Here is a 25,227-nt window from a genome sequence, read left to right as displayed (position 1 = left end):
CCGCTGCACCCAGCCTCACCGCAACGATCGGCCACTCCGCCCGCAATCCTATCCGCTAGGATCACCCGCTCGCCGGGCCACACCAAAGGAGCGCTCCATGATCGGCACCATTACCGCTTCTCGGCTGAATATCCGCGCCCAACCCAGCCAGCAGGGGAGAAAGCTGGGCGAGTACTCCCTGGGCACTCTGATCGACATCACCGGCGAACGGTCGGGCTGGTTCGAGGTCCTCTACCAGGGCCAACCAGCATTTTTACATGCCGATTATGTCGATCTGGTCGAGCAACCGCCGCGCCTCATCGGCCGTGTCACCGCCAATCTGCTCAACGTGCGCCAGCAGCCTGACAGCAACAGCGCCATACTCGGCACCCTGACGGCGGGCAGCCGGGTCGAGCTGCTCGCCCAGCTGGAGGGCTGGCTGGAGATCGAGTTCAATCAGGGCAACGCCTATGTCGCCCGCGAATATGTCGATTTGCACCCGCGCGAGGCGCCCCAGCAGGGCGTGGTCGATGCGAATCTGCTGCACGTCCGCAGTCAGCCCTCACGTCAGGCCAGCAGCCTCGGCCAGTTGGCCGCAGGCAGCCGGGTGGTGATCGAGAGCCGCCTTGGCGACTGGTTCGAGATCCCCTTCGGCAATGGCCGTGGCTATGTCGCCGCAACCTACATCCAGACCCTGCAGGAGGCGGAGCTGCTGACCGGTCCAATCGCCGAGGATGAGGAGGAAGAGGAGGACATCTCACTGGCACCAGCGCAACCAGCTGATGAGGCCTCCCAACTCCCGCCCCTGCAACGTCTACCCATCAGCGGCAGCTCACAGGCGCGCAAGGTAGCAACCACCTGGAACCGCTACGGCGGCCTGTTATCCCGACTGAGTGACGAAAAACAGCTCGACGTGGCCTGCGCGGTGGCGGTGCTCTGCGTGGAGAGTTCCGGCAAAGGCTTTGAAGAGAGCAACCGGGGGCGCATGATCATCCGCTTCGAGAACCACAAACTCTGGAAGTTCTGGGGGCGACAGCATGCCGATGACTTTCTCAACCACTTCCGCTACAAGACGGGCCAGACTTGGAAGAGGCACCAGTGGCGAGCCACACAGGGCGAAGAGTGGCACAAGTTTCACGGCAGCCAGCGCGCCGAGTGGGAGGTGCTGGAGTTTGCCCGCAGTATCGACAACGAAGCAGCCCTGAAATCGATCAGCATGGGCGCACCACAGATCATGGGCTTCCACCACGAGCAGATCGGCTACCCCTCGGCAGAGGCGATGTTCGACGCCTTCAGCAACGACATCGAAGCCCAGATCCGCGGCTTTTTCGACTTCTTCTCCCGCACCATGGTGCAGAGATTACAGCGCCAGGACTTCAGCAGCTTTGCCGGGCTCTACAACGGCAGCGGCCAGAAACAGAAATACGGCAGCTGGATCAAACAGCACTACGACACCTTCAAGCAGATAGCGTCCAGATAACACCAACCCACCACAGAACAACAACACCTGAGGAGATGGATATGAGTGTGCTCTCTTTTATCAGCACTATTTTCGAACCGGCCACCAAACTGATCGATGAACTGCACACCAGCGAAGAAGAGAAGATGGAGATGCAGCGTCAGGTCAAGCAGATCGAAAACGAGTTCCTCGGCAAGGTACTCGACTACGAAACCAAGCTGATGGAGAGCCAGGCCTCGATCATCAAGGCGGAGGCGACCGGACAGTCCTGACTGCAGCGCAGCTGGCGGCCGGTCACCATGTTGACCTTTCTCGCACTGGTAGTATTCGACAGCTTCGGCTGGCTCGCCAACCCATTGGCGGATGAAGCCTGGACGCTGCTGCAGATCGGCCTGGGCGGCTATGTGGCGGGGCGCTCGGCGGAGAAGATCACCTATCAGGTGATGGGCGCCCGCGCCAAACACAGCGACGAAGCCAAGGGCTGAGCAGCCTCACCTCGCTTACTAGAGCAGGGAAAAATAGTGAAGGCAATAACCCACATCATCACCGCAAGCCTCATGGCATTTACTGCCTGGTCTACGGTCTATGCCGACCAGACCTATTTCACGCTCAGCAACACCAACATACCCAGCAAGATCTCAGGCTATTCCGGTACACTCACACGCCTCAACGTAGGGGAGTTCAGCTATGAAGAGCCACTCTCGCTACCCAGCGGAGACTATGGCTCGGAAGAGACACGACTTCGTCACTCCCATGCCGGCATTACCGACGTCAGCTGGCAAGAGAATCACGACAAACCCTGCGACATCAAAGCCACCCCGCGGGCGCTGAACAGGGCCAGCGTAAAAAAGCAGCCTTCGCCTAAGTCAAAGAACATCTGCACCGGCCGCGCGGGTAACAAAAAAGTGGTCAGCCTACCCGCCGGCCAGTATGTACGCGGCATCAGTGTCTGCACCACCAACAAAAAACAGAGCCGCAAAAACCGCTTGAAGGGGATTGCGCTCTATGCCGCCACGCTCCCCACCAGCCCACCGCTGGTGCGCAGCATCAATGCCGCAGCAGAGAAGGCGCAACACACCAACTGCAGAAAATGGCATCAATATGTAGGCTGCCCCAACGGCTATATTGCCACCGGCCTGCAGATCTACTCCCAGGACGACAGTTTTCGCGGCCTTGGCCTGAAATGTCGGAAGGTTGAGCTCAGCCCAAGCCCTTTCTTCTCTACTGAATAGCAATCGAACCATCATGACAGCGAACCTGGAGACTCACCCAGGCGACGCTGTCACACAGCCTCACCCTCCCCGCCAACCGGCATACCCCAGCCAGTTGATGAATCCACGGGCGTTTTTGTATATCGTTCACCCAGCGTCGATCTATCAGGAGTAGCGATGACCCACCCAAGTAGACTGGCAACCCTACTGATCTACGCGAGCTGCCTGCTCTCCTCAAGCATCATCCAGGCAGAGACGCTGCGGATCGCGGTCGCCGCCAACTTTGCCGAGACCCTGCGCAGCATCGCCAAACAGTTCGAAGAGAACAGCGAACACAAACTGGTGCTGGTGGTCGGCTCCAGCGGCAAACACTATGCGCAGATCCGCAACGGTGCCCCTTTCGATGCCTTTTTTGCCGCCGACAGCCGACGCCCCGAGCTGCTGGATCAGCAGGGATTGATGGTCCCAGACAGCCGCTTCACCTACGCAGTGGGGCGCCTCGCCCTGTGGAGTCCAGACGCAACTCAGGTCGATCCGGCTGGAGAGGTGCTGAAGAAGGGCAGCTTCCGCCACTTGGCCATCGCCAATCCCAAACTCGCCCCCTACGGTCGGGCAGCCCAACAGCTGCTGCAAAAACACGGCCTCTGGCAGGTGCTGCAGTCGCGGATGGTGCGCGGCGAAAATATCGGCCAGGCGTTCCAGTTTGTGAAGAGCGGCAGCGCCGAACTGGGCCTTGTCGCCCTATCGCAGATCCAGCGCCCGGGGCAACCGATCCCCGGCTCTTACTGGCTGGTGCCAGAGTCGCTGCACACCCCGATCGAACAACAAGCAGTATTGCTGCGAGAGACAGCCGCGAGCCGCGCCTTCTACAACTTCCTCCAGAGTGACAGGGCAAAGGCCACCATCCAGGGCTATGGCTACGGAACCCCAGATGCTGGATGAAACCGATCTCGCCGCACTCTGGATCACCCTCAAGCTAGCCGGCCTGACCACCCTAATCCTGCTACTGCTCGGCACCCCCCTGGCCTGGTGGCTGAGCCGCACCCGCTGCCGCCTGAAGGTGATTGCCGAGGCGATCATCGCCCTGCCGCTGGTGCTGCCCCCCACCGTGCTCGGCTTCTACCTGCTGATCGCTCTCGGCCCCCACGGCCCCATCGGCAAGCTGCTGGAGTCCCTCGGCGGCCGCCCCCTCGCCTTCAGCTTCAGCGGGCTGGTGGTCGGCTCGGTCTTCTACTCCCTCCCCTTCGTAGTACAGCCGCTGCAGAACGCCTTCAGCGTCATTGGCCGACGCCCGCTGGAGGTGGCCGCCACCCTGCGCGCCACCCCGTTCGACCGTTTCTGGAGCATCGCACTGCCGCTGGCCCGGCCCGGTTTTCTCACCGCCGCGGTGCTCGGCTTTGCCCACACCGTGGGGGAGTTTGGCGTGGTGCTGATGATCGGCGGCAACATCCCCGGCGAGACCCAAGTGCTCTCAATCGCCATCTATGATCATGTCGAGGCGCTCGAATATGCTCAGGCCCACTGGCTTGCCGGCGGGCTGCTGCTGCTCTCCTTTCTGATGCTGCTGGCGGTGTTCAGCCTCAACCGACGTTTTGCGGTAGGCATGCGATGAGCATCCAGGCACGCTTCCAGATCGAGCGAGGTGAGTTCCAGCTGAGCACCGAATTCACGCTGCCAGCGAGCGGGGTGAGCGCCATCTTCGGCCCATCCGGTTGCGGCAAGACGACCCTGCTGCGTGCCATCGCCGGGCTGGAGCAGTGCCACGATGGCTATCTCAAGATCGGCGATAGCCTCTGGCAGGATGGCCGCCACTTTGTGCCCACCCACCACCGCCGGCTCGGCTACGTATTCCAGGAGGCAAGCCTGTTTCCCCACCTCAGGGTACGCGGCAATCTGGAATACGGCCTGAAGCGGCTGTCAGCGGGAGAGCGCCGTGTCGACTTCGACCAGGCGGTCGCCCTGCTCGGCCTGGAGCCGCTGCTAGCGCGCCGTCCCAACGGGCTCTCCGGCGGCGAACGGCAGCGCGTCGCCATCGCCCGCGCGCTGCTGACCAGTCCACAACTGCTGCTAATGGACGAACCCCTGGCCGCCCTCGACCTGCAGAGCAAAGCGGAGATCCTGCCCTTTCTCGAGCGGCTGCATGCGGAGCTGGCAATCCCAATCCTCTATGTCAGCCACGCCCCCGAGGAGGTGGCACGGCTGGCCGACCATATTTTGCTGATGGAGGCGGGAAAGATTCGCGCCAGCGGGCCGATCGCTGAGATCTTCACCCGCAGCGACCTGCCGCTGGCCCACGGCAGCGATGCGGAGGCAATTATTGAAGGTCGAGTGGTAAGCCACGACGACCGCTTCCATCTCACCTCCGTCGCCTTCTCCGGCGGCCGCTTCACCCTCGCCCGCAGCGAGATCAAGGTCGGCCAGGCGGTACGGCTGCGGGTACTGGCGCGGGATGTGAGCCTGACCCTGGCACACCAGCACGACACCAGCATCCTCAACATCTTCCCGGCGCAGGTGGTCGAGCTCTACCCAGAGAGCCCCTCACAGATGACAGTGCGGCTCGACGCCGGCGGCACCGCCCTACTCGCCCGCATCACCCACAAGTCGGCCAACCTGCTCGGGCTGGAGCCTGGCAAGGCAGTGCATATGCAGGTCAAGTCGGTGGCGCTGCTGGGGTAGCCGCAGTGGCTGCTTGGAAAAGGCTTTATCGCCATCTCCCTGGCCATCTTCTTCATCACCTCTCGGCTGCTACTGGTATGGTGGCGAAACTATCCATAGCACCTAAGTAGGAGCCCCGCATGCCTTGGTTGTCCACCGACAAGGAGAGTTGCAGACTCTTCTGCGAACCACTGAGTGGCGAAGCCAGTCGCCAGGAGCCCCATCTGCACCTCAACGCCCAACAGCTGCTCGACTTCTACCATCGGGAGCCGCCCATCTCCGCACAGATCGCGGGCACAGAGTACCGCTTGCCGATGAGCCTTGCGCTCTCCGGCGAGGCGCTGCAGCAACCAGCGGTAGAGATCGGGGCAGCCAGTGATCCGATCAGGTACAACATAGAGCGCTTCCAGGCCCCGCTGCTCCGCCGGCTGTCTGGCGAAAAACGGACGGAGCTGCACAACGGCCAGGTAACCCGCCTAGCCAGGCTCGATACCAGCAGCAGTCAGCCCCGCCTCAGCCTCAGCCTGGGCAACTACTTCGACGGCCTGACCAGCAACTTTGCCATGGACTACCGACCGGAAGGGGAGAGGCAGACACTGCGCGAGGCCCTCTCCGCCGAATCGGGTCGGCTCGGAGGGTTTTCCGACAGCGGACTACTCAACCATCTGGGGCTGGTGGGGTTGATCGAATCAGCCGACGGTCAACTGCTGGTGCCACAGCGCAGCGGCCGGGTCGCCAACCGTCGCCACAGCCTCAGCAGTTCAGTCTCCGGGGCGCTCGACTGGGACGACCTGCGCCACTCCAACGATGGCTGGCACGGCATACTCGCCGGACTGCGAAGGGAGGTCAGGGAGGAGCTAGGTATCACGCCGGAGAGAATTCGTTGTCTCGGCCTGACGCGGGAGTTTCTGCGCGGCGGTAAGCCGGAATTCTACTTTTATCTGCGCAGTGAGCTGAAATTCGCGCAGATTCTCAGCGCAGCCCGACAAGCTGAGGACCGCCGGGAGCATCTGCGCCTGCTCCCCTTCGAACTCGCCAGCCCAGAGACTCCGACCAAGAGTGACGAGTTCGAGCGACGCCTGCAGCAGCTGCTAGAGCAGCTAGGGCAGCAGGCCAACCTGACCCTGATTGCCGGACTGCTACTGTTGCACAGAGCGTTGAAGTGCACCGATTCAAGCCCCTGACCGGCAACCACCGCAAGCCCCGCAGCCCTAGAAATTGCACTGTTTCCCACTATTTCGACTGGATCTTGCGCGCCGTTTACCGGGCGTCTTATACTGCGGCGTCTTAAAATCGAGGCAAATATAGGGTTTTTCCAGAAAAAACCACGACTTGCCTCTTTATTCACCCCCCAAAACCACCAAGAGCCAACCATGGAAATAAAAGGTAAGAAAGTACTCGTTACCGGCGCCGACGGTTTTATCGGCAGCCACTTGACCGAGACCCTGATGGATCTCGGTTGCGACGTAAGAGCATTTGTCTACTACAACTCATTCAACTCCTGGGGTTGGCTCGACTCCCTGCCCAGGGAGAAGCAACAGCAGCTCGACATCTTCGCCGGCGACATTCGCGATCCAAACGGTGTCGAGACTGCGATGCAAGGGGTCGATGTGGTATTCCATCTGGCGGCGCTGATCGCCATCCCCTTCTCCTACCACTCGCCCGATTCCTACGTTGATACCAACATCAAGGGCACCCTCAACGTGCTGCAGGCGGCACGCAAGCTGGGCACCGAGAAGGTGCTGGTGACCTCCACCTCCGAGGTCTACGGCACCGCCCAGTATGTGCCGATCGATGAGAACCACCCCTACCAGGGGCAATCTCCCTACAGCGCCACCAAGATCGGCGCCGACCGTCTGGCGGAGTCGTTCTACCGCTCCTTCGACCTGCCGGTGACCATCGTGCGCCCATTCAACACCTACGGCCCGCGTCAGTCGGCCCGCGCGGTGATCCCGACCATCATCACCCAGCTGCTGAACGGCGCCGAAGAGATCAAGCTCGGCAGCCTCAGCCCGACCCGCGACTTCAACTTCGTCAAAGATTCGGCGATGGGTTTTGTCGAGATCGCCAAGTCCGACAATGTGATCGGCGAAGAGATCAACCTCGCCACCGGGGTCGAAGTCTCCATCGGCAAGCTCGCCAAGACCATGATCGAGCTGATCAATCCCAACGCCCAGATCATCACCGACGACGAGCGCATCCGCCCCGGCAAGTCGGAGGTTGAGCGCCTGCTTGGCTCCGCCGACAAGGTCAAGTCACTCACCGAGTGGGAGCCGAAATACGACCTGCGCGCCGGCCTCGCCGAGACCGTCGAGTGGTTCAGAGATCCAAAGAACATCGCCGGCTACAAGTCCTGGCTCTACAACATCTGAGCCAGTCGCCGCCCCTCCGCTCTGGAGGGGCGTTACCCCGCCCAGCAGTCCACCGATCCCAGCTCAATCCCACAAACGCCATTCGCTCAGAACGAAATCAAGCTGGAATGCAGCTGTTTCAGGCCAATTTCTTGATCAGCTCCACATAGCGCCAGGCGATCGCCTTCAGGGTGAAACTCTCCAGATAGAAGCGTCGCACCCGCTGCGAGGCTGCCTTCCAGGCCACATCCGAATCAAGCAGGAAGCGGATCTCACCGATCTGTTCCTGCAGGGTGGTGACCACGCTGCCAAGCCGATTGTTGGCAACCAGGTTGTCGGGGTCGAAGGTGGTAACCACCGGCACACCATAGCTCCAGGCTTCGAGAAAGGTGGTGGGAAAGCCTTCCAGAGTGGAGGTGCTGCAGAAGAGTGAGGCGCTTTTGAACAGCCCGGGCAACGCCTCTTCCGCCACCCGGCCATGCATGGTGACATTGATCAGCGACTCACCGCGCTGCATCAGTCCGTTGGCGTAGTCGGACTCTTCGTTGGGCGTGCCGACCACATCGAAGCTGACCTCGGGACAAGCCTCAGCGATATCAAACAGCCACTCCAGCCGCTTGGTCTCAACGATACGCCCCATCCACAATACCCGTGCATGGCCCGGTTCGGGAGGCGCAGGCGGCTTGAAATCATTGCCCGGTCCGATCACCGGCAGCGGCACAGTGGTGGAGTTGATGGATAAGTTCTCGCTCATCAGCTGCAGCTGCTTGCGGGTCTGGGAGATCACCAGGTCGGCCCGGCTGAGGCCCTGCTTGTAGAGCCAGATCTCACGCCCGAGATGAAGAAACGGCAGCTCCGGCACACAGTCACCATCGCTGGCGATATTGAAGATAAAACTCGGCCTGCCCGGCACCAAGTCGCATCCCAGACCGACCACACCGGTCTCGCTGGCGCCGCCCATCTGCAGGTAGATCTTCGCTCCAACCCGGCGCATGGTGGACCAAACCTTGGTCATGCGCGGATGCACAAAGCGCACCACCGGCAACCCCTCGTCCGGCCTGAAGCTCTTAAAGATGGTGACACCATCGATCTCGATGGCATCCGGCTGGCCGTGGTCGTAGGTGATGAAAGCGACCTTCAGCTCCTCCTGAGCCAACCCTTTAGCGAGGGAGACCAGTACCTTCTCGATGCCGCCCAGATAGCGCGGCACCGACTCGCCGGCGAGCAAATCGTAGCACTTCAGGCCGACGATGCAGATGTCGAAATCATTCGCCATCGCGATGCTCATCCAGCATATCGAGCAGCGACTGCTTCAGGCTGATCTGTGGCTGCCAGCCGATCGCCTCGCGGATCTTGTGGTTGGTGCCGTAGACCCGGTCGAGATCGACACTGCGAAAGCGCGAGCGATCCACTTCGACCGAATGGCGGCCATCGGTTAGCGCCTGCAGAATATCGATCAGCTCACCGATCCCGGTGGGGTGATTGGAGCAGACGTTGTAGGCCTCGCCGGGGGTGCCTTTCAGCGCCAACTCCCAATAGGCCTGGACACAGTCGCGCACGTCGACGAAGTCACGCTCGGAGGCGGTGTTGCCGACGGTGATGGTGGCGGTACCGGGGTCGGCGAACTGGGCGCAGAGCATCGCAGCCACCCAGCGCTCAGGCAGGCCAGGGCCGATCAGGTTGAACGGCCGCGCCACCACCAGCGACAGCCCGAACAGCCCGGCGATCTGCCGCGCCCACTCGATCTGTGCCGACTTGCTCTGGCCGTAGTGGGTCTCGCCAGCGATCGGATCGTCCTCGCTGAGCAGGCCATCCTCACGCATCTGATACTCGGCGGCGGAACCCACCAGCAGGATCCGGGTCTGCTGGCAACCGGCCTTGGCCAGCGCCCGCAACAGGTTGTTGGTGCCACCCACATTCACATGCCAGAGCAGCGCATCGTCACAGGGCGGCATCACCGCCGCCAGGTGGAAGACGATATCGGGGCGCTCCTGTGCAATTGCCGCCTCAATCTGGCCCGGGTCGGTCACATCGAGGGGGAAGTGGGCATCCAGCTCGACTCCATCGACCGCACCCAGCCCCAGGCCGACGATGCGCGGCGGCTCCGGCAGCTGGCGCAGAAACGCCACCAGATGGCGGCCGGTAAAGCCTGCCACGCCAGTCACCCAGACCGTCTGACTCATTTCTTGATCCCGAGGAACTGATCCTCCATCCCAGCGAACTCCTCCTGGGCGGTGGCGTAGTCGTCCATACGACCGATGTCGAGCCAGTAGCAATCCTCCCGGTAGAGGGCCACCTTGCCGCCCTGGTCGTGCACCCGCTGTATCAGATCAGGCATGTCGAGGTATTCGTCGGGGTCGATGCCGGCGATCACCTCGCGGTTGATCACGTTGACCCCCATGCTCACCTCATAGTGGTAGGTGGGCTTCTCGATAAAGCCCGTGAACAGGCCATCATCGTCACTCTGCACCACACCAAAGTCGATCTTCACATCGCGCTTGTAGACGCCGATGGTGAAGTCGGCCTGCTGCGCCTTATGGAACTCGATCATCTTGCCGAAGTCGAGGGTGGTGAGCAGATCGCCGTTCATCACGATCACCGTCTCTGGCAGATCAGGGATGCGCGCCAGCGGTGCGGCGGTACCCAGTGGCTTCTCCTCACCTGAGTAGCTGATCCTGGCATCGTATTTGGCACCGTCGCCGCAAACCGCCATGATGATCTCGGCCAGATAGCCGGTGCAGATGGAGATATCCTTCAGACCGAAGGAGCCGAGGCGGCGCATCAGTACCTCAAGGATCGGCTTGTTGCCGAGCGGCACCAGGGGTTTCGGCAGCACCGTGGTCAGAGGCCTGAGACGCATCCCCTTGCCGCCCGCCAGAATCACCGCCCTTACGTTATCCACTGCTGATTCAGCCATCACCGATCCTCTTTGTTCCTATTGGATTAGCGGGCAAAGCGTACCATTCGCCCGGTGAAACCGCCGCCGAAAAACCCCAACCCAGATCACAAAACCGCGAGCGCCCATGCCGTTCCCGCAGGCGAAAAATCAGCGGCAAGCGATGTGGATGGGGAGGTTTCGGTCATTCTTCTTTATTGGCGGGTCAAGCAGGATGGCAACAGACGCCATTCCCGCACGTCGGCCATTCTCGTAAACTTCCCCTGCCTTTTCAATCACAGCAACCGGGCCGGACAGACCATGCAGATCATCCCCGCCGACAACCTTGCCTGCCCACTGGATGGCAAGCCGCTGAGACGCGATGACAGACGCTGGCTCTGCCCCGATGGACACAGCTTCGACATCGCCCGTCAAGGCCATGTCAACTTGCTGCCGGTGCAGCAGAAGCGTTCCCGGAATCCAGGCGACAGCAAAGAGATGATTACCGCACGAGGCCGCTTTCTGCAGAGCGGCGTCTACGCGCCCATCGCTGCCACTCTGGGAGAGCGGGTCATCAGCGAGCTGACAGAGACGCAAAGCGCCCGGATCCTCGATGCCGGCTGTGGTGAGGGCTACTATTTGGAGCAGCTAATGATGCAACTGGAGGCCCTGCCCCGCGAAGGCACTGCGGCCCTGGTTGGCCTCGACATCTCCAAGTGGGCGGTACAGGCCGCCGCCCGCCGCAGCCGCCAGATCCGCTGGCTGGTGGGCAGTAACCGGACCCCACCGCTGCAGCCGGAGAGCCTGGAGCTGATCCTCTGCCTGTTCGGATTTCCACTTTATGAGAGTTTTCGCCGCTGCCTCAGCCCGGGCGGACGGATCATCCTGGTCGACCCAGGACCGGAGCACCTGATCGAGCTGCGCCGGATCATATACCCGACCCTGAAGCGCTGCCCGCCGCCCGAGCTGGAGCAGGCCGAGGCGGCCGGATTCCGGCTGACCGACAGCAGAGAGCTACAGTTCGCAACCGCCCCCCTGGGAGCCGAGCAGATCGCCGACCTGCTACTGATGACGCCGCACCTCTTCCGCGCCAGCCGGGAGGGCAAGGCCGCCGCAGAGGCACTGCAGCAGATAGAAGTGACGGTGGATGTGCGATTCAGAACCTTGCGTCTGTAGAATGTGGTGAGCCCGCAAACCGCATCAATCACATGATTTCCCGACAGATGCGGTTCGCTTCGCTCACCCCAGCAGCAGATAGTCGAGCAACAATCCGACAAACACCACCAGACCGAAGTTGTTGTTGTTGAGAAATGCCTCGAAGCAGGCCTTCGGCTCACGGTCGCGAGTGATCCACTGCTGGTAGACAAAGAACCCAGCCCCAGCAACCACCCCGAGGAAGAAGATCCAGCCGCGCCCCGCCATCGCACCGGCCAGCCCCAGTAGCCCGAGCATCAGGAGCTGCAGCAGGCCGATGATCAGCAGATCGTGCCGGCCAAACAGGATCGCGGTGGATTTAACACCGATCTTCAAATCATCCTCCCGATCCACCATTGCGTACTGGGTATCGTAGATCAGCGCCCACAGCAGCGTCGCGGTGAACAGCACCCAACTGACTAGCGGCAACTGCTGCTGAATCGCCATGAAGGCCATCGGCACCGCCCAGCCGAAGGCGGCCCCCAGCACCACCTGGGGCAGGTGAGTGTAGCGCTTCATGAATGGATAGACCGCCGCCAGCAGCAGCGCCACCAGTGACAGCGCCTTGGTCTCATGGTTGAGAAAGAAGAGTAGCGCGAAGGCGCTCAGAGAGAGTACCGCAAACACCCCCAACGCCTCCTTTGGGCTGACCAACCCGGCGGCGATCGGGCGCAGCTTGGTGCGCTCGACACGGCCATCGATGTGACGATCGGCAAAGTCGTTGATAGCGCAACCGGCGGAGCGCATTAGCGTCACGCCGCAGATAAACACCAGCACCACCCCCCAGGATGGCCGCCCTTCCCCCGCCATCCACAGCGCCCAGAGCGTCGGCCAGAGCAGCAGCAGGATACCGATCGGGCGATTGAGCCGCACCAGCAAGGCGTAGCGGCGCAGCCGCTCACCCCAAGAGACAGGCCCCGACTGTAACGAATCCAACTTCAGCTCTGGCGCACTCATGAGGTTTTCTCCATCGGTATCCTGGGCAGGAAGATCTCATTCACCAGCAGCGGCCGACCTGAGACGTGGAACAGGGTACGCCGCCCCCACAGTTCATCCGGCACAGGCTGCAGATCAACACTCGCGGCGCTAAACAGGCGGTGTCGTGGCTGCAGGCGTGCCACCTGGGTTCTGCCTCGCTTGATCCGCGAGTCAGAGAAGAGCACCGCGCCCAGCGGCTTATCTCCCAACAGGGTCAGGCGCCGGGCCGCCCCTCGCAGTGTAGAGGCGGGGATCAGGGTGCGAGCGAAGACCCAGGGAACCTCATCACAGAGCAGCTCCACCTCCCGTACCAGCGCCACCTCGCCGCGACGCATGCGCAGCAACTGTGCCTCGCTGTAGAACGGCGTCCCCCAAGCCTGGCGCAGCAGCCGCACCCGAAACCGGCCACTGCAGGCCGCCACTACCCGCCGCGTCAAAGAGCCTTCGTCGCGCAGCCAGGGCAGCACCCCGGCAGGCACCTGCGTCAACCGCTGGCGGTTCCAGCCAGACCAGTTGGGTTCGACTACCGTATTGTCGCGGGAACCTGACACTGCTCACCCCGGGCGAAAAAAGAGCGCGGATTATCGCATAAAACCGCCGTTTCTTTCTCTCCACCAGTTATGAGCAGCTCCTGCCCGGCCAAGAATCCAGATTGTTTTTCGACCAGCATTAACTACAATTTTCCCAAGGATAATAACAACAGAGGCGCCCGCCCCACGGCGGGTATGGATTGAAAATTCGTCAGGCTCTCCTGGGGGGGATCACGATGAAATCTTCCGCGTCACACACAGTTATCCGAATCGCGCTGTTCTGCGCGCTACTCTTCACTACCATTCCGGCCACCAGCATCGAGCTTGCCGATACCCTGGAGTTTGATGGGCACTACTACTATCTCTGGCCCGAAGCGGGCCTGACTTGGGCACAGGCCCAGGCGGTTGCCGCCCAGCAGCACCTCGAACTGCCCGACGGTCGCATCCTGCCCGGGCATCTCGTCACCATCAGCAGCCAGCCGGAGCAGGACTTCATCTCCACCACCTACATGACCCGCAACTGGCTCAAGCTCTGGATTGGCGGATTCCAATACTCGTTCGACATTGAACCCGCTGGCTACTGGGCCTGGGTCACCGGTGAGGAGATGGGCGACATCCACAGCCAGTGGTCCTACACTTTTCTGCAACCACCGGAGCCCGGCAACAACCCCAACAACCCGGCCGGCAACGAAGATGTATTACGGATGCTGATCAACTGGGGGAGCGGCACCCCACCCGGCACCGGCAATGATCTCTGGCACGACTTCAACCACGACGAAAACGCCGGCGACAGCTACGGCATCTCAGTGGTTGAATTCGATGAATTGGGTGACAATTTCCTCTGCTTCACCCGCCCACCCGGTGTGCGCGTAGTCAGCAGCAGCCGCTGGCGCTCCAGCGCCACCCCGGAAGAGGGCTGGACCCTGAGCGGCTTCGACGATTCCGCCTGGTCACCGGCACGCGCCCCATTCCCCAATCCGAAACCGCCCACCGAACTGCTCCCCGGCACCACCGCCCAGCACATGTGGCACGACCCGGCAGGTGATTCCAACGGCATCAGCGGCGATGAGACCGTCTACCTCCGTTACACCTTCAACTACAATCCGGCCCCCGATGATCCCCCGGCTAAGGCGATCGCCAAGATCGTCGGCGACGATGACTACGAGTTTTTCGTCAATGGCGTCTCAGCGCACATCAATAGCGACGGCGGCAATGCCGACAAGGTCGACCGGGTCGACTTTTCCAATCTGATCATGCTGGGTGAAAATGTTCTCGCTATAAAAGCAACTAACTATGCCAAACCCCGCTGCTACTGGCGTTGGGACAGCAATCTGAAACGGTGGCGGCGAGAGTGCTCTCTTATTCCCACCTACAAGCGAGTGTTGTTCGATGCCTACACCGCCGCAGGTTTCACCGAAGGGACTCCACGCGCCGACCTCAACGACGACTGCTGCGTCGACCGCCATGACTTCAAGCTGCTGCGCAGCGCCCTGCGCAACCAGACAGAACCAGCGAACCGCTACGATTTGAACCGCGATGGCGCATTCAATGTTGCCGACTTCCGCTTCCTGGTCCACCAGTTCACCAGAAAACGGGGCAAGGCCTGCAAATAGTGAGGCAACCGATCATTCTGACCTAACACAATGAACTAGCTCAGCATCGAACTGTGGAGTCAGCCATGAAAAACAGCGTCTTTATCTTAATCCTGATGCTCCTTGTCACATCAGCCAGTGTGCACGCTTCAGATGAAATACGAGCATCCGACTATGGGCATGTCACCTCCGTTATTGTGATGGGCCAGCTCTGGCAGAACCCAAATCGCGGCGGTTTTTTCTTCTATACCGACAACCAGCCAGCAGAGATCAGCTATTTCATCGTTCGCGGCAACACTGAGACATACATCAATCGCCTCCTAGCGACACTCCTTTCTGCAAAGAGCATGAACCAGAAGGTGGCTATCAACTATAGGCCAACCTCAATCCCTGACCCAAACACAGGCCTATTCGAAGGTGAGGTTGTCTCGGTCTCTATTAAATAGCCTCGGCAGGCACTCTCATTAGGGAACAGGGTTTGTTGAATGGTGCAGCAGAGTGAAAGGCACTGAGAGCGAAGCGAGCAGGCGGCCAGGACCAACCACTCAATAACCGAAGCCAACTGAAATCCCAGACTCCACAGGAAGATACACCATGTCAGATCCAATTAAGAGCATGTGCTATCTGCCAACTGGAACAGGCTTAGTCTTAAGTCGATTAAATGCCTTTGTGTTTTTACTGCTGCTGCTCACACCCACGCTGTTTATGGAGAGTGGCATCGCTCATGCCGTGACGGACGACGAATTTGTTTTTCGTGTTCGCGGCCAGGATTTCAGCTCAAAAAATGCCTTAGTTACCAAGGTCAGAGAGAGCTGGAACGCCCAGAAACCCGCAATTGAAGCCCAATGGAAGGCGGCAGGCTCTTATACAACACCGCTGATTCGATGGACTGTCTTTGGTGTGGTGATTTTCAGCTACTCCATCAAACACAGCGTCAAAAGCGTATCACTCCCCGACCTGCCAACAGCCACCATTGGCCTCCACACCTCACCAAACACCTGGGCATTTGAGGTAAAGATACCTGTCGATTGGAAGCTGAATGTGCGCGCCTCACTGGGAACACTGAATGCAGACGCAGACTTGGCGACAGAGATCACCCTAGCCGGCGACATAAGATTGGAAACCAACGGTCACTACACCCTCTCCCTGAAAAACCTCAGGGTAGATGCCAACACCTCTACAAACAACAGCATCGACTACTCCATCCTTGGCATCCCTTTTACCTGGCGAGCAGCGGATTACCTGGTAGAACTCGGGCTTGATGCCATCATGGAGCCAAAGATCAGAACCGCACTATTAAGCCACGATGCAAATCACAACAATGTGCCAGACCTCGATGAAAGTTTTGACCTGGCGTCACAACTCCCCAGCGACGCGCTACCATCGGGGCCGTTGATCTACCCGATCTACACACACCTCACCGCTCAAAACAAAATTACCTACCGCCTGACCATCGAGGATGACACGCCGATTGTTGAGCTTACCTTCGGCTCCCCCATTACCGGCGCCTGGCATCCCGAGTGGGCAGCCCACCCCCGCCTGCTCTATTCGGCCACCGAGAGGGCATCCATCGTACAAAAGAAGAGCGACGGCCTTGTTGATTGGTACACCAACATCCACACCAAGGCCGGCGAGACACCTCAGTTCGCCACACAAAACGCCGAGGGCATCGTTGATGAGGCCGTAGGCTGGCCGATGGAGATTAATAATGCCCATATTGCATTAAGCGCAACACTTGTCTACGACCTGGAAGGCCCCTCTGCCAAAGCATTCAGAAACAATGCGCTCAAGGTTCTCTTTAACTTCCATGACCAGATTGGTGATGGGCTATTTACCGAGACATGGGGACATAAGAGCCTGCATACCGCAGAGATATTAACAACCTTGAGCCAAGCCTATGATCTGCTGTTAGGCACAAATTTTCCCAACAACATCTCGGCAGACGAGATCCTGGCAAATGAGTTTGCACTGCCATTCTGGGATTGGTGGCGCGCCAGCCTCTTCATTTCCATCGGCAACACCCAGAGTGCAAGAGATCTGCTAAAAACACGGATCGACGGAAAGCTCAAGCGACTGCGCGATCTGACCTATCTGCACACACACATCTGGGATCTGGCTGAAAGCCCGAACATCTCGATGCGCAATGCCGGCGCCCTTGGCATCTCCGCACTCCTGTTCAACCAGGCCCCGGATGCCTACGAAAATATCAGTCTCGCGATGTCGGTGATCTGGAAGCGCCTGGGCATCTCGGCAAGCCAACCGATCAACGACTTCTTGACCTTCAGCAAAGAGATAGAGGGCAGCGGCTATTCTGAGGGCCCAAACTATCTCAACTATGCTGCCGATCTCTACCTGCCCTTCATGTGGGCCTACAACAATCTGCTTGGCACAGCACCCGATCAAACTTTCATCAATAATGACTGGGTTCGGCAGAATGCCATCATCATCCCCAACCTGATCACCAGCGAACGCGCCAGAAAGATCCATCAATGGTCACTCGAGCTCTCTATGCCAAACGGCCTGCGCCCCAACATCAAAGATGGCAACTACGCCGCCTTCTATAGTGGTCTGCTCGCCAACGCAAAAGCCTCTGACGCCGACCAAAGGGCACTCTGGGCCTGGGACTTCTCCCGACACGGCCAGTTGGGGCGGCGTCTTGTTGACACGTTTGTCGCCTTTGATCCTGCACTAGCAGCGCAATCACCGGAGACACTCTTCCCCTCACCAAGTCGTCTCAACGCCGAGACGGGCAACCTGGCATTCCGCAATCGATGGACAGAAGATGCGATCTACCTGCATCTACTGGCCGATCGAAAATGGTCGGTTGAGCAGGCAATCGGCGGGCTTCGCTTCCCCAAGCATCAGCAGGAGGACAACACCAGCTTCATGCTCTATGCCTTTGGCGAGCCGCTGGCACTAGATAGTGGTTATGGCAGCTTTGCTGTGCGGGATTTAGTCAACAAGGCCGGCAACCACAATCTGATCTTGGTGGATAATCTGGGCCCAACTCCCACAAGCGATGCCTTTGTAGAAGAGACATTCGATAGCGAACAGCTCGACTTTGCTGAGGTCACGATTGCATACGGCGGGGCAGATATCACCAGAAATGTCATCTTTATCGACGACCGTTATTTTGTCTTGATGGATGAGTTGCGCTCCACTGCCCCGCATCAATATGACTGGCTGTTGCACGGCAATGGCATATACAGCTCAGCCGGCGAGCGCCACCTCTGGACAACAGCCAACCAACGACAACTGCTGCTGCACCTCACCAACAGCAGTAGCGATGGCGCTAGCACAGTAACCGCCGATCCTGATGCACTTCACTTCAACACCTGGAGCAATGATCCCGCACAGGCCCTGAAGCACACCCGAATAGCCGCACATGAGGTGTCGAGCGCCAATCTCAACTACCTCGCCCTGCTCTTCCCATCCGTCTCGAGTGAAGCGCTACCTGTCACCGCATCCTTCAGCGACGGCAGCAGCCACACGGGCATTCGAGTCGACTTTGGTGACTATGCAGACATCTTCATCGCCAGGCAGCCTGGCCATCCAGCCGCAACCCGCTACGACGTGCCTGATCTGCAACCTGATATCGACAACAGTGATATGACAACCGACGCCGAGCTCCTGTTCGCCAGGGTCGCGCATACTGGGCATATCCTGGGCCTGTTTGGGCGCAACCTCTCCCACGTCACTTACAACAACAAAAACTACCTGGACCAGAGCACGCCAGCGGCACTGACCTCAACCTGGTATCCGGATAGCGACGGGGATTTTGTGCCAGATGGTGAAGACGCCTTTCCTGACGACCCATCAAGATGGCGGCAGGCAATTACTCCGATGCTTGAGCTTTTACTGCTCAGACCCACTGCTCTTGCCGGAGATCTGGATAACAACGGCTGTGTTGACCGAAGTGACCTAAGAATCATTCAGAGCTATATCCGCAGCCACGCCGCCACCGAACCAACTCCCGGCTATGACCTAAACGGAGACGGCTCAGTGAATATTGCCGATGCACGCTTCCTGGTCACTCAATTCACCAATGCGCGGGGAGCACCCTGCCAATAACCACTGCAAATGGGAGGAGGTAACGTGAACAAGCACCTTCAATATCTGCTGCTTACCCTACTGATCGGTCTATTCGGCGCGCAGGCTGCGGCGGTCACCATCTCCGTCGAACCCTCATACACGGAGACCAGACAACTTGGCATCCCGATCAGCCTCGACATCACTGTTTCTGGGCTCACTGCCGGTGGACCTGACTCCCTTGGCGCCTTCTCCATGGATCTCGCCTTCGGCTCTAGCATCCTCGGCTACGACTCGGTCGACTTCGGGGCGTTCCTGGGCAGCACCGACCCACTGCTATTTGAGGCTGACTTCTTTGTCGATGAGAGCGGCCTAGCCGGATCGCCAAGCACACTCTACATCGAAGAGATCTCGTTTCTCACCAATCTGGAACTGGATGCACTACAGGGCTCCAGCTTCACCCTGGCCACGCTCCACTTCACAACCGTGAGCAGAGGACTGACCCTGGTCAGGCCGCAGAATGTGGTGTTGAGTGATGCTTATGGCTTTCAGCTGGCCGCCCCCAGCATCGACGTTGGCCGCGTCTATGTTGATGAACCACAGAGTCTGTGGCTGCTGCTCATCGGCAGCATCGCACTCTCTCTCGCGCGTCGCCAGCGCGCTTAGGGCAGGCACTGATAGATCCATGCAGGAGCGCCACCTGGGGCGCCCCTCTGGGTCAGACCCGCCCATACTCCACCCGCTGACCGAGCCAGCGCTGAACTAGGGCGGCAGCCTGTTCTGGATAGTGCTGCACCATCTGGTCGGCAGCCTCGCGCACCTGGTCGAGCATCCCCTGGTCGCGCACCAGGTCGGCGATGCGCAGTTGCACCTCGCCAGTCTGGCGGGTACCAAGGACTTCTCCGGGGCCGCGCATCTCCAGATCTTTTTGGGCGATGAGGAAGCCGTCGCTGCTCTCGCGCAGGATCGCCAGGCGCTGGCGGGCGTTGGCGGAGAGGGGGGCCTGGTACATCAGCACGCAGTGAGAGTCGACGCTGCCGCGCCCAACCCGGCCACGCAGCTGGTGGAGCTGGGCGAGGCCGAGCCGCTCGGGGTTCTCGATGATCATCAAGCTGGCGTTGGGCACGTCGACCCCCACCTCGATCACCGTGGTGGCCACCAGCAGGTCGATCTTGCCCGCCTTGAAGCGGGCCATGATCTGTTCCTTCTCGTCGGACTTGATCCGCCCATGCACCAGACCAATCTCAAGCTCCGGCAGGATCTCAGTGAGGCTTTCGGCACTCGCCTCGGCAGCCTGGGCCTGCAGCAGCTCCGACTCCTCCACCAGGGTGCAGACCCAGTAGACCTGCCGCCCTGCGGCACAGCCGGCGCGCACCCGCTCCACCACTTCGTCGCGGCGGCTGTCGGGAATCACCACCGTCTGCACCGGGGTGCGGCCGGGCGGCAACTCATCGATCAGCGAGATATCCAGGTCAGCGTAGGCGGTCATCGCCAGGGTGCGGGGGATCGGGGTGGCGGTCATGATCAGCTGATGAGGGCGGTGGCCGCCATTCGCCCCCTTCTCTCGCAGGGCCAGACGCTGGTGCACGCCGAAGCGGTGTTGCTCGTCGATGATCACCAGCCCCAGCCCAGCGAAGAGCACGTCATCCTGGAACAGGGCGTGGGTACCCACCACCAGCTGGGCTTCACCCTGTGCGACCCTCTCCAACTGGGCCTCCCGTGCCTTGCCTTTGAGCCTGCCGGTGATCCATGCGATGTTCAGGTCGAGGGGCTCGAGCCACTGACGGAAGCTGCGCAGGTGCTGTTCGGCGAGCAGTTCGGTGGGGGCCATCAGCGCCACCTGCAACCCCGCCTCCACCGCCTGTAGCGCCGCCAGAGCGGCGACGATGGTCTTGCCGCAGCCCACATCCCCCTGCACCAGCCGTTGCATCGGCACCGGCTCGGCCAGGTCGCGCTCAATCTCGCCCACCACTCGCTGCTGGGCGGCAGTCAGCTCGAACGGTAACTGCGCCAGCAGCGGACGGCGCAGGCGACCATCCCCGAGCAAGGCCGGGGCACGGGTCTGCCGTTGCTGCTGACGCAGCTCGCGTAGGCTGATCTGGTGCGCCAGCAGCTCCTCGAAGGTGAGGCGCTGCTGGGCCGGGTGGGCTCCCTCCAGCAGCAGCGGCTGGGGCGCATCCGGCGGTGGACGATGCAGATAGAGAATCGCCTGGCGCAGATCCGGCATCGCCAACCCCTGCCGCAGTGGTTCGGGCAACAGCTCAGTCAAACCCTTCGGCTCAGTCTCAAGCAGCGCCAGCACCTGTTCGGTGAGGTTTCTCAGGGTCAGTTGGTGCACCCCCTCGGTGGTGGGGTAGACCGGGGTGAGGTGCGCCTCCACCTCCAGGGTTGCGCCGGAGCTGACCGCCTGGTATTCCGGATGCACCATCTCCAGGCTGTTGGGGCCGTTGCGCACCTCTCCAAAACAGCGCAGTTGCACGCCCCGACCCAGCGCCTGTTTTTGGGCGTTGGAGAAGTGGAAGAAGCGCAGCAGGATCCGCCCGCTGCTGTCGGCGAGGCTCACCAGCAGCGAGCGGCGCCGACCAAACTTCACCTCCACCCGTTCCACCTCGCCCTCTACCGCCAGCTGGGCACCTGGGCGCAGGCTGCCGATGGGATGCACCCGAGTGCGATCCTGGTAGCGCAGCGGTAGGTGGAACAGCAGATCCTGCAGGGTGAAGATACCGAGCTTCGCCAACCGTTCGGCCACCTTCGGCCCGACCCGCTTGAGGCTGGTCACCGGTTGCTGTTCAAAGGGTGTTGCGGGGTACGCCTTTTTCAATCCTGTGGGCTTCCCAGTAGACTTGGGCCAAAGCATGCCAGATCAGTAGAGAGAGTCAAAAGATGGTGCACCAGGAGACCCTGCAGTTCGACAGCCGCGGCCGCGGCAGCTTTAACATCACCCACGAGGTGGAGCAGATCATCCGCCAGGCGGGGATCAGAACCGGTATCTGCCAGCTTTTCCTGCACCACACCAGCGCCTCGCTGATCCTCTGCGAGAATGCCGACCCGACGGTACGCAGCGACCTGGAGCGTTTCATGGCTCGGCTGGTGCCGGACGGCGACCCGCTCTTCGATCACACCCAGGAGGGTCCGGATGACATGGCCGCCCATGTGCGCTCGATCCTCACCAAGATGGACCTGAGCTTTCCGATCATCGACGGCCGCCCTGGGCTCGGTACCTGGCAGGGGATCTATCTGTGGGAGCACCGCAGCCATCCCCATCGGCGGCGGGTGACTGTGACGCTCTATGGGGAGACGTAAGGGTTTGGCCCCCATCCCCGCCTTGCCCCTGGGCGCCCTATTACTCGATCTGAAACACCACGATCTGATCCTGTAACAGCACCTGCACCCGGTTTCCGGCGACACACTCCCCCTTCACGATCTTCATCGCCAACGGGTTCTCCAACTGCCGTTCCACCTCACGCCGCAGCGGGCGCGCCCCATAGACCATATCGAAACCATCCCGGGCCAGCTTGTCGACCACCACCGGATCCACCTCCATGATGATCTGCTGCAGCCGCATGCGTTCGATCAGCTCCTCCACAAACATGCCGGCAATCTGCCTCACATGCTCTCGCTCCAGATAGTGAAAGACGATCACATCATCGAGGCGGTTCAGAAACTCCGGTTTGAAGAATTTCTTCACCTCATGCAGCACCAGCTGTTTGGCCTCGTCGTAGCCGGGAGTGGCCGCCTGCACAAAGCCGATAGGGCGCTTCTCTGGCGAGAGGGACTCGGTACCGAGGTTGGAGGTACCGATCAGGATGGTGTTGCGAAACGAGACGGTACGCCCCTGTGCGTCGGTCAACTGGCCATCCTCGAGGATCTGCAGCAGCATATTGAAGACATCCGGATGCGCCTTCTCCACCTCGTCGAGCAGCACCACGCCGTAGGGGTTACGCCGCACCCGCTCGGTAAGCTGGCCACCCTCACCATAGCCGATATAGCCGGGCGGCGCGCCGATCATCTTCGAGACCTCGTGCCGTTCCATATACTCCGACATATCGAGGCGGATGATGCGCGACTCATCATCCAGCAGAAACGCTGCCAGGGCGCGTGCTAGCTCGGTCTTGCCCACGCCGGTTGGGCCGAGGAAGAGGAATGAGCCGATCGGCCGCCGGGATGAGGTGATACCGGCGCGGTTGCGGCGGATCGCATCGGCCACCGCGCGCACCGCATCCTCCTGGCCGACGATGCGTCTGTGCAGATTTTCCTCCATGCGCGACAGCTTCTGCGCCTCCGACTCCACCATGCGCGCCACCGGAATGCCGGTCCAACGGGCCACCACCTCGGCGATCGTCTCGGCATTGACTGTCGCCTCCACCTCACCCCGCTGCAGCTGCCACTCCTGGCGACGCTGCTGCAGCACCTGCTCCAGCTTGAGGATCTCCATCTGCAGGCTGGCCGCCTGCTGATAATCCTGGGCATCGTAGCGCTCGCCCTTTTCGCGCAGCAGACGCGCCCGCTGCTGTTCCAGTTTTTTCACCGGTTGGGGGATGGAGATCAGCCGGATATGCTGGCGCGAACCCGCTTCGTCGATCAGATCCACCGCCTTGTCGGGCAGCCGCCGGTCGGTAAGGTAGCGCTCCGAGAGGTGCGCCGCTGCCTCCAAAGCTTCGGGCAGATAGTGGATCTGGTGGTGCTGTTCATAGCGGGGCGCAATGCCCTGCAGGATCGCGATGCTCTCTTCGATGCTAGGTTCGCGCACCAGCACCGGATGGAAGCGCCGCTCCAACGCCTTATCGGCCTCCACAAAGCGGCGGTATTCGTCCAGGGTGTCGGCACCGATCACCTGCAGGCTGCCTTGGGCCAGGGCCGTCTTCAGCAGGCTCGGGGCGTCGATGCCGCCACCGCCAGCGCCCGCACCAACCACCGTATGCAGCTCATCAATGAACAGGATCATCTGACCGCGCGCCTCGATCACCGCGTCGCGCACCGACTTGAGCCGCTCCTCAAACTCACCGCGCATCTTGGCACCGGCGATGATCTCCCCCATGTCCAGCAACAGCAGGCGTTTATTAAGCAGGGTATCGGGCACCTCGGCATCGGCAATGCGCTGCGCCAGCCCCTCGACGATCACCGTCTTGCCGACGCCGGCCTCGCCGATCAGCGCCGGGTTGTTCTTCTTGCGGCGGGAGAGGGTCTGGATCACCTGATTGATCTCATCCTCACGGCCGATCACCGGATCCAGCTCGCCAGCCCGAGCCATCTCGGTCAGATCCCGGGTGTACTGTTTGAGGGGGTCCGGGCGGCTCTCCGCATCCTCCGCCTTCAGCGCCCGACCACCGCGCAGATCCTGCAGTGCCTGGCGGGCCTGTTGCAGGGTGATCCCCGCATCCCGTAGCAGGGTCGCGGTGACCCCCGCCTTGTCGTCCAACATCGCCAGAAACAGGGCACCTGTGCCGATAAACTCATCACCAAAGCCCCGTGCCTCCTCATCGGCGATGCGAAATACTTCGTGCACCTCCTGGGAGGCAACCACTTGGTCAGTTTTCACCGGCACGGCATTCTGGTGGTGGTGATGGATCTGGGCAACAATCCGCTCGATAACGACCTGATGATCCGGCAGCAAACCCTCGAGGATCTTCACCGCCTCGGAGTCACCCTGGGAGAGCAGCGCCAGCAGGATGAAGTCAGGGGTCAGCAGATTCTCATGCAGCGCCACCATTTCAGCCACCGCCATCTCCAGGGTCTGCTGAACCTTCTGGGTGCTTTTTTGTATGTAATTCTGGAACATCAATTCACTGCCGGCAGCTGAACATTAACAGCGAGCCAGGCCCGCAACACTCACCGTTTACCAGAACGAACTCAAAGGAAGTATAGAGAGCTGATGGATCTGTATGCCTTTCTCCACGCCCTTTATGCTCTCAGCTGGCTGATTAAAGTATGGTCCAGAGAGCTCTCCCTGCCATACCAAATAATCATTACGATTTATCTGCGCTGTTTGTAGGCCCTTCTATCCCCACCACCCATCATCTCGAACAGAGCGGTCAGCAGGCTCAGACCTTCGCATTAATCTGTCCAAGACACAGTTTATCGATCGCCACGGCAGGCCCACAGTCTGACAATACAATGCGTCGAAAAAACTTACAGGCACAGCAGGAAATAAGTGCCGAAAACAGTGATTATATTCTGAAAAAAATACTCTCGCCCCTCATCAGGAACCAAGCAATTTTTTTGGGAATTAACCCCAATTTTCGGATCTTACAGTTAGTAAAAAAACGCCTCATAGGAATAGAGCCATTCGGTTAATCTGTTGACGGGTTCTCTATTCATTCTATAATCTCCCCGTATTGGAGGTGATTCCGATGCGGGGAGACATATTATGGCCC

20 protein-coding genes and 1 pseudogene are annotated in these 25,227 nt (G+C 60.4%); 14 read left to right on the top strand and 7 right to left on the bottom strand.

The genetic code is table 11. From position 1 onward, the window contains the following. Positions 1 to 97 precede the first annotated feature (97 nt). The 8 genes and pseudogenes from Ga0074115_RS08640 (at position 98) to Ga0074115_RS08605 (ending at position 7,676) form a co-directional block, all read left to right on the top strand. Positions 98 to 1,459, top strand: coding sequence for an N-acetylmuramidase domain-containing protein (locus Ga0074115_RS08640; protein ID WP_057955821.1), 1,362 nt, complete (start codon positions 98 to 100; stop codon positions 1,457 to 1,459). Between the two features lie 41 nt (positions 1,460 to 1,500). Then, positions 1,501 to 1,923, top strand: a pseudogene (locus tag Ga0074115_RS08635) (3TM-type holin). 36 nt (positions 1,924 to 1,959) lie between these two features. Continuing rightward, the gene (locus Ga0074115_RS08630) at positions 1,960 to 2,670 is read left to right on the top strand and encodes a hypothetical protein (protein ID WP_057955820.1); all 711 of its coding nucleotides are present in this window, start codon (positions 1,960 to 1,962) and stop codon (positions 2,668 to 2,670) included. Positions 2,671 to 2,826: 156 nt separating this feature from the next. Next, complete coding sequence (gene modA, locus Ga0074115_RS08625) at positions 2,827 to 3,591, top strand: molybdate ABC transporter substrate-binding protein (protein ID WP_057955819.1); 765 nt, start codon at positions 2,827 to 2,829, stop codon at positions 3,589 to 3,591. Then, a complete protein-coding gene (gene modB / locus Ga0074115_RS08620) occupies positions 3,581 to 4,261 on the top strand; it encodes a molybdate ABC transporter permease subunit (RefSeq protein WP_057955818.1) in 681 nt (226 codons plus the stop codon). The genes modA and modB overlap by 11 nt, the downstream gene beginning before the upstream one ends. Then, the gene (modC, locus tag Ga0074115_RS08615) at positions 4,258 to 5,325 is read left to right on the top strand and encodes a molybdenum ABC transporter ATP-binding protein (protein ID WP_057955817.1); all 1,068 of its coding nucleotides are present in this window, start codon (positions 4,258 to 4,260) and stop codon (positions 5,323 to 5,325) included. Before modB ends, modC begins: the two co-directional genes overlap by 4 nt. A gap of 119 nt (positions 5,326 to 5,444) precedes the next feature. After that, entirely contained in the window at positions 5,445 to 6,488 is a 1,044-nt protein-coding gene (locus tag Ga0074115_RS08610; protein ID WP_057955816.1) for an NUDIX hydrolase, read from the top strand. 189 nt (positions 6,489 to 6,677) lie between these two features. Beyond that, entirely contained in the window at positions 6,678 to 7,676 is a 999-nt protein-coding gene (locus Ga0074115_RS08605; protein ID WP_006474522.1) for an NAD-dependent 4,6-dehydratase LegB, read from the top strand. Positions 7,677 to 7,794: 118 nt separating this feature from the next. Here Ga0074115_RS08605 and Ga0074115_RS08600 read toward each other — a convergent pair whose 3' ends face one another. The 3 genes from Ga0074115_RS08600 to Ga0074115_RS08590 are packed head-to-tail and all read right to left on the bottom strand — an operon-like array spanning position 7,795 to position 10,572. Then, on the bottom strand, positions 7,795 to 8,931 hold the full coding sequence (locus Ga0074115_RS08600) for a glycosyltransferase family 4 protein (protein ID WP_232433002.1): 1,137 nt from the start codon (positions 8,929 to 8,931) through the stop codon (positions 7,795 to 7,797). Continuing rightward, positions 8,921 to 9,838: an NAD-dependent epimerase/dehydratase family protein gene (locus Ga0074115_RS08595; protein ID WP_060528421.1), complete on the bottom strand. Its 918-nt coding sequence runs from the start codon at positions 9,836 to 9,838 to the stop codon at positions 8,921 to 8,923. Before Ga0074115_RS08595 ends, Ga0074115_RS08600 begins: the two co-directional genes overlap by 11 nt. Beyond that, positions 9,835 to 10,572: a sugar phosphate nucleotidyltransferase gene (locus Ga0074115_RS08590; RefSeq protein WP_057956896.1), complete on the bottom strand. Its 738-nt coding sequence runs from the start codon at positions 10,570 to 10,572 to the stop codon at positions 9,835 to 9,837. The genes Ga0074115_RS08595 and Ga0074115_RS08590 overlap by 4 nt, the downstream gene beginning before the upstream one ends. Positions 10,573 to 10,851: 279 nt before the next feature. Here Ga0074115_RS08590 and Ga0074115_RS08585 point away from each other — a divergent pair, with 279 nt between their 5' ends. Then, positions 10,852 to 11,706 carry a putative RNA methyltransferase gene (locus Ga0074115_RS08585; RefSeq protein WP_057956897.1) on the top strand — a complete coding sequence of 285 codons (855 nt, stop codon included), beginning with the start codon at positions 10,852 to 10,854 and terminating at the stop codon, positions 11,704 to 11,706. Between the two features lie 63 nt (positions 11,707 to 11,769). Here Ga0074115_RS08585 and ubiA read toward each other — a convergent pair whose 3' ends face one another. Beyond that, on the bottom strand, positions 11,770 to 12,681 hold the full coding sequence (ubiA, locus tag Ga0074115_RS08580; RefSeq protein ID WP_057956898.1) for a 4-hydroxybenzoate octaprenyltransferase: 912 nt from the start codon (positions 12,679 to 12,681) through the stop codon (positions 11,770 to 11,772). After that, the gene (locus Ga0074115_RS08575) at positions 12,678 to 13,253 is read right to left on the bottom strand and encodes a chorismate--pyruvate lyase family protein (protein ID WP_005962708.1); all 576 of its coding nucleotides are present in this window, start codon (positions 13,251 to 13,253) and stop codon (positions 12,678 to 12,680) included. Before Ga0074115_RS08575 ends, ubiA begins: the two co-directional genes overlap by 4 nt. A 215-nt stretch (positions 13,254 to 13,468) precedes the next feature. Between Ga0074115_RS08575 and Ga0074115_RS08570 the strand changes: the two genes are divergently transcribed. The 4 genes from Ga0074115_RS08570 to Ga0074115_RS08555 all read left to right on the top strand — a co-directional run bounded on the left by Ga0074115_RS08570 (position 13,469) and on the right by Ga0074115_RS08555 (position 19,519). Next, complete coding sequence (locus tag Ga0074115_RS08570) at positions 13,469 to 14,845, top strand: dockerin type I domain-containing protein (protein ID WP_057956899.1); 1,377 nt, start codon at positions 13,469 to 13,471, stop codon at positions 14,843 to 14,845. 65 nt (positions 14,846 to 14,910) lie between these two features. After that, on the top strand, positions 14,911 to 15,270 hold the full coding sequence (locus tag Ga0074115_RS08565; protein ID WP_057956900.1) for a hypothetical protein: 360 nt from the start codon (positions 14,911 to 14,913) through the stop codon (positions 15,268 to 15,270). A gap of 223 nt (positions 15,271 to 15,493) precedes the next feature. Continuing rightward, positions 15,494 to 18,895 (top strand): dockerin type I domain-containing protein, encoded by a 3,402-nt coding sequence (locus Ga0074115_RS08560; RefSeq protein WP_232433001.1) that lies wholly within the window; start codon positions 15,494 to 15,496, stop codon positions 18,893 to 18,895. Between the two features lie 24 nt (positions 18,896 to 18,919). Continuing rightward, on the top strand, positions 18,920 to 19,519 hold the full coding sequence (locus Ga0074115_RS08555) for a hypothetical protein (protein ID WP_057956901.1): 600 nt from the start codon (positions 18,920 to 18,922) through the stop codon (positions 19,517 to 19,519). Positions 19,520 to 19,571: 52 nt separating this feature from the next. Here Ga0074115_RS08555 and recG read toward each other — a convergent pair whose 3' ends face one another. Then, positions 19,572 to 21,710, bottom strand: coding sequence for an ATP-dependent DNA helicase RecG (gene recG, locus Ga0074115_RS08550; protein WP_408642712.1), 2,139 nt, complete (start codon positions 21,708 to 21,710; stop codon positions 19,572 to 19,574). Between the two features lie 26 nt (positions 21,711 to 21,736). Between recG and Ga0074115_RS08545 the strand changes: the two genes are divergently transcribed. Further along, positions 21,737 to 22,156, top strand: coding sequence for a secondary thiamine-phosphate synthase enzyme YjbQ (locus tag Ga0074115_RS08545; RefSeq protein ID WP_057956902.1), 420 nt, complete (start codon positions 21,737 to 21,739; stop codon positions 22,154 to 22,156). 40 nt (positions 22,157 to 22,196) lie between these two features. Here the strand turns inward: Ga0074115_RS08545 and Ga0074115_RS08540 are convergent, their stop codons facing one another. Beyond that, complete coding sequence (locus Ga0074115_RS08540; protein WP_057956903.1) at positions 22,197 to 24,632, bottom strand: ATP-dependent Clp protease ATP-binding subunit; 2,436 nt, start codon at positions 24,630 to 24,632, stop codon at positions 22,197 to 22,199. Between the last annotated feature and the right edge of the window lie 595 nt (positions 24,633 to 25,227).

It is taken from the genome of endosymbiont of Ridgeia piscesae (assembly GCF_001443665.1).
GTDB lineage: Bacteria > Pseudomonadota > Gammaproteobacteria > Chromatiales > Chromatiaceae > Endoriftia > Endoriftia persephonae.
The sequence above is the reverse complement of the archived record's forward strand: the minus strand, read 5'-3'. Positions and strand labels throughout refer to the sequence as shown.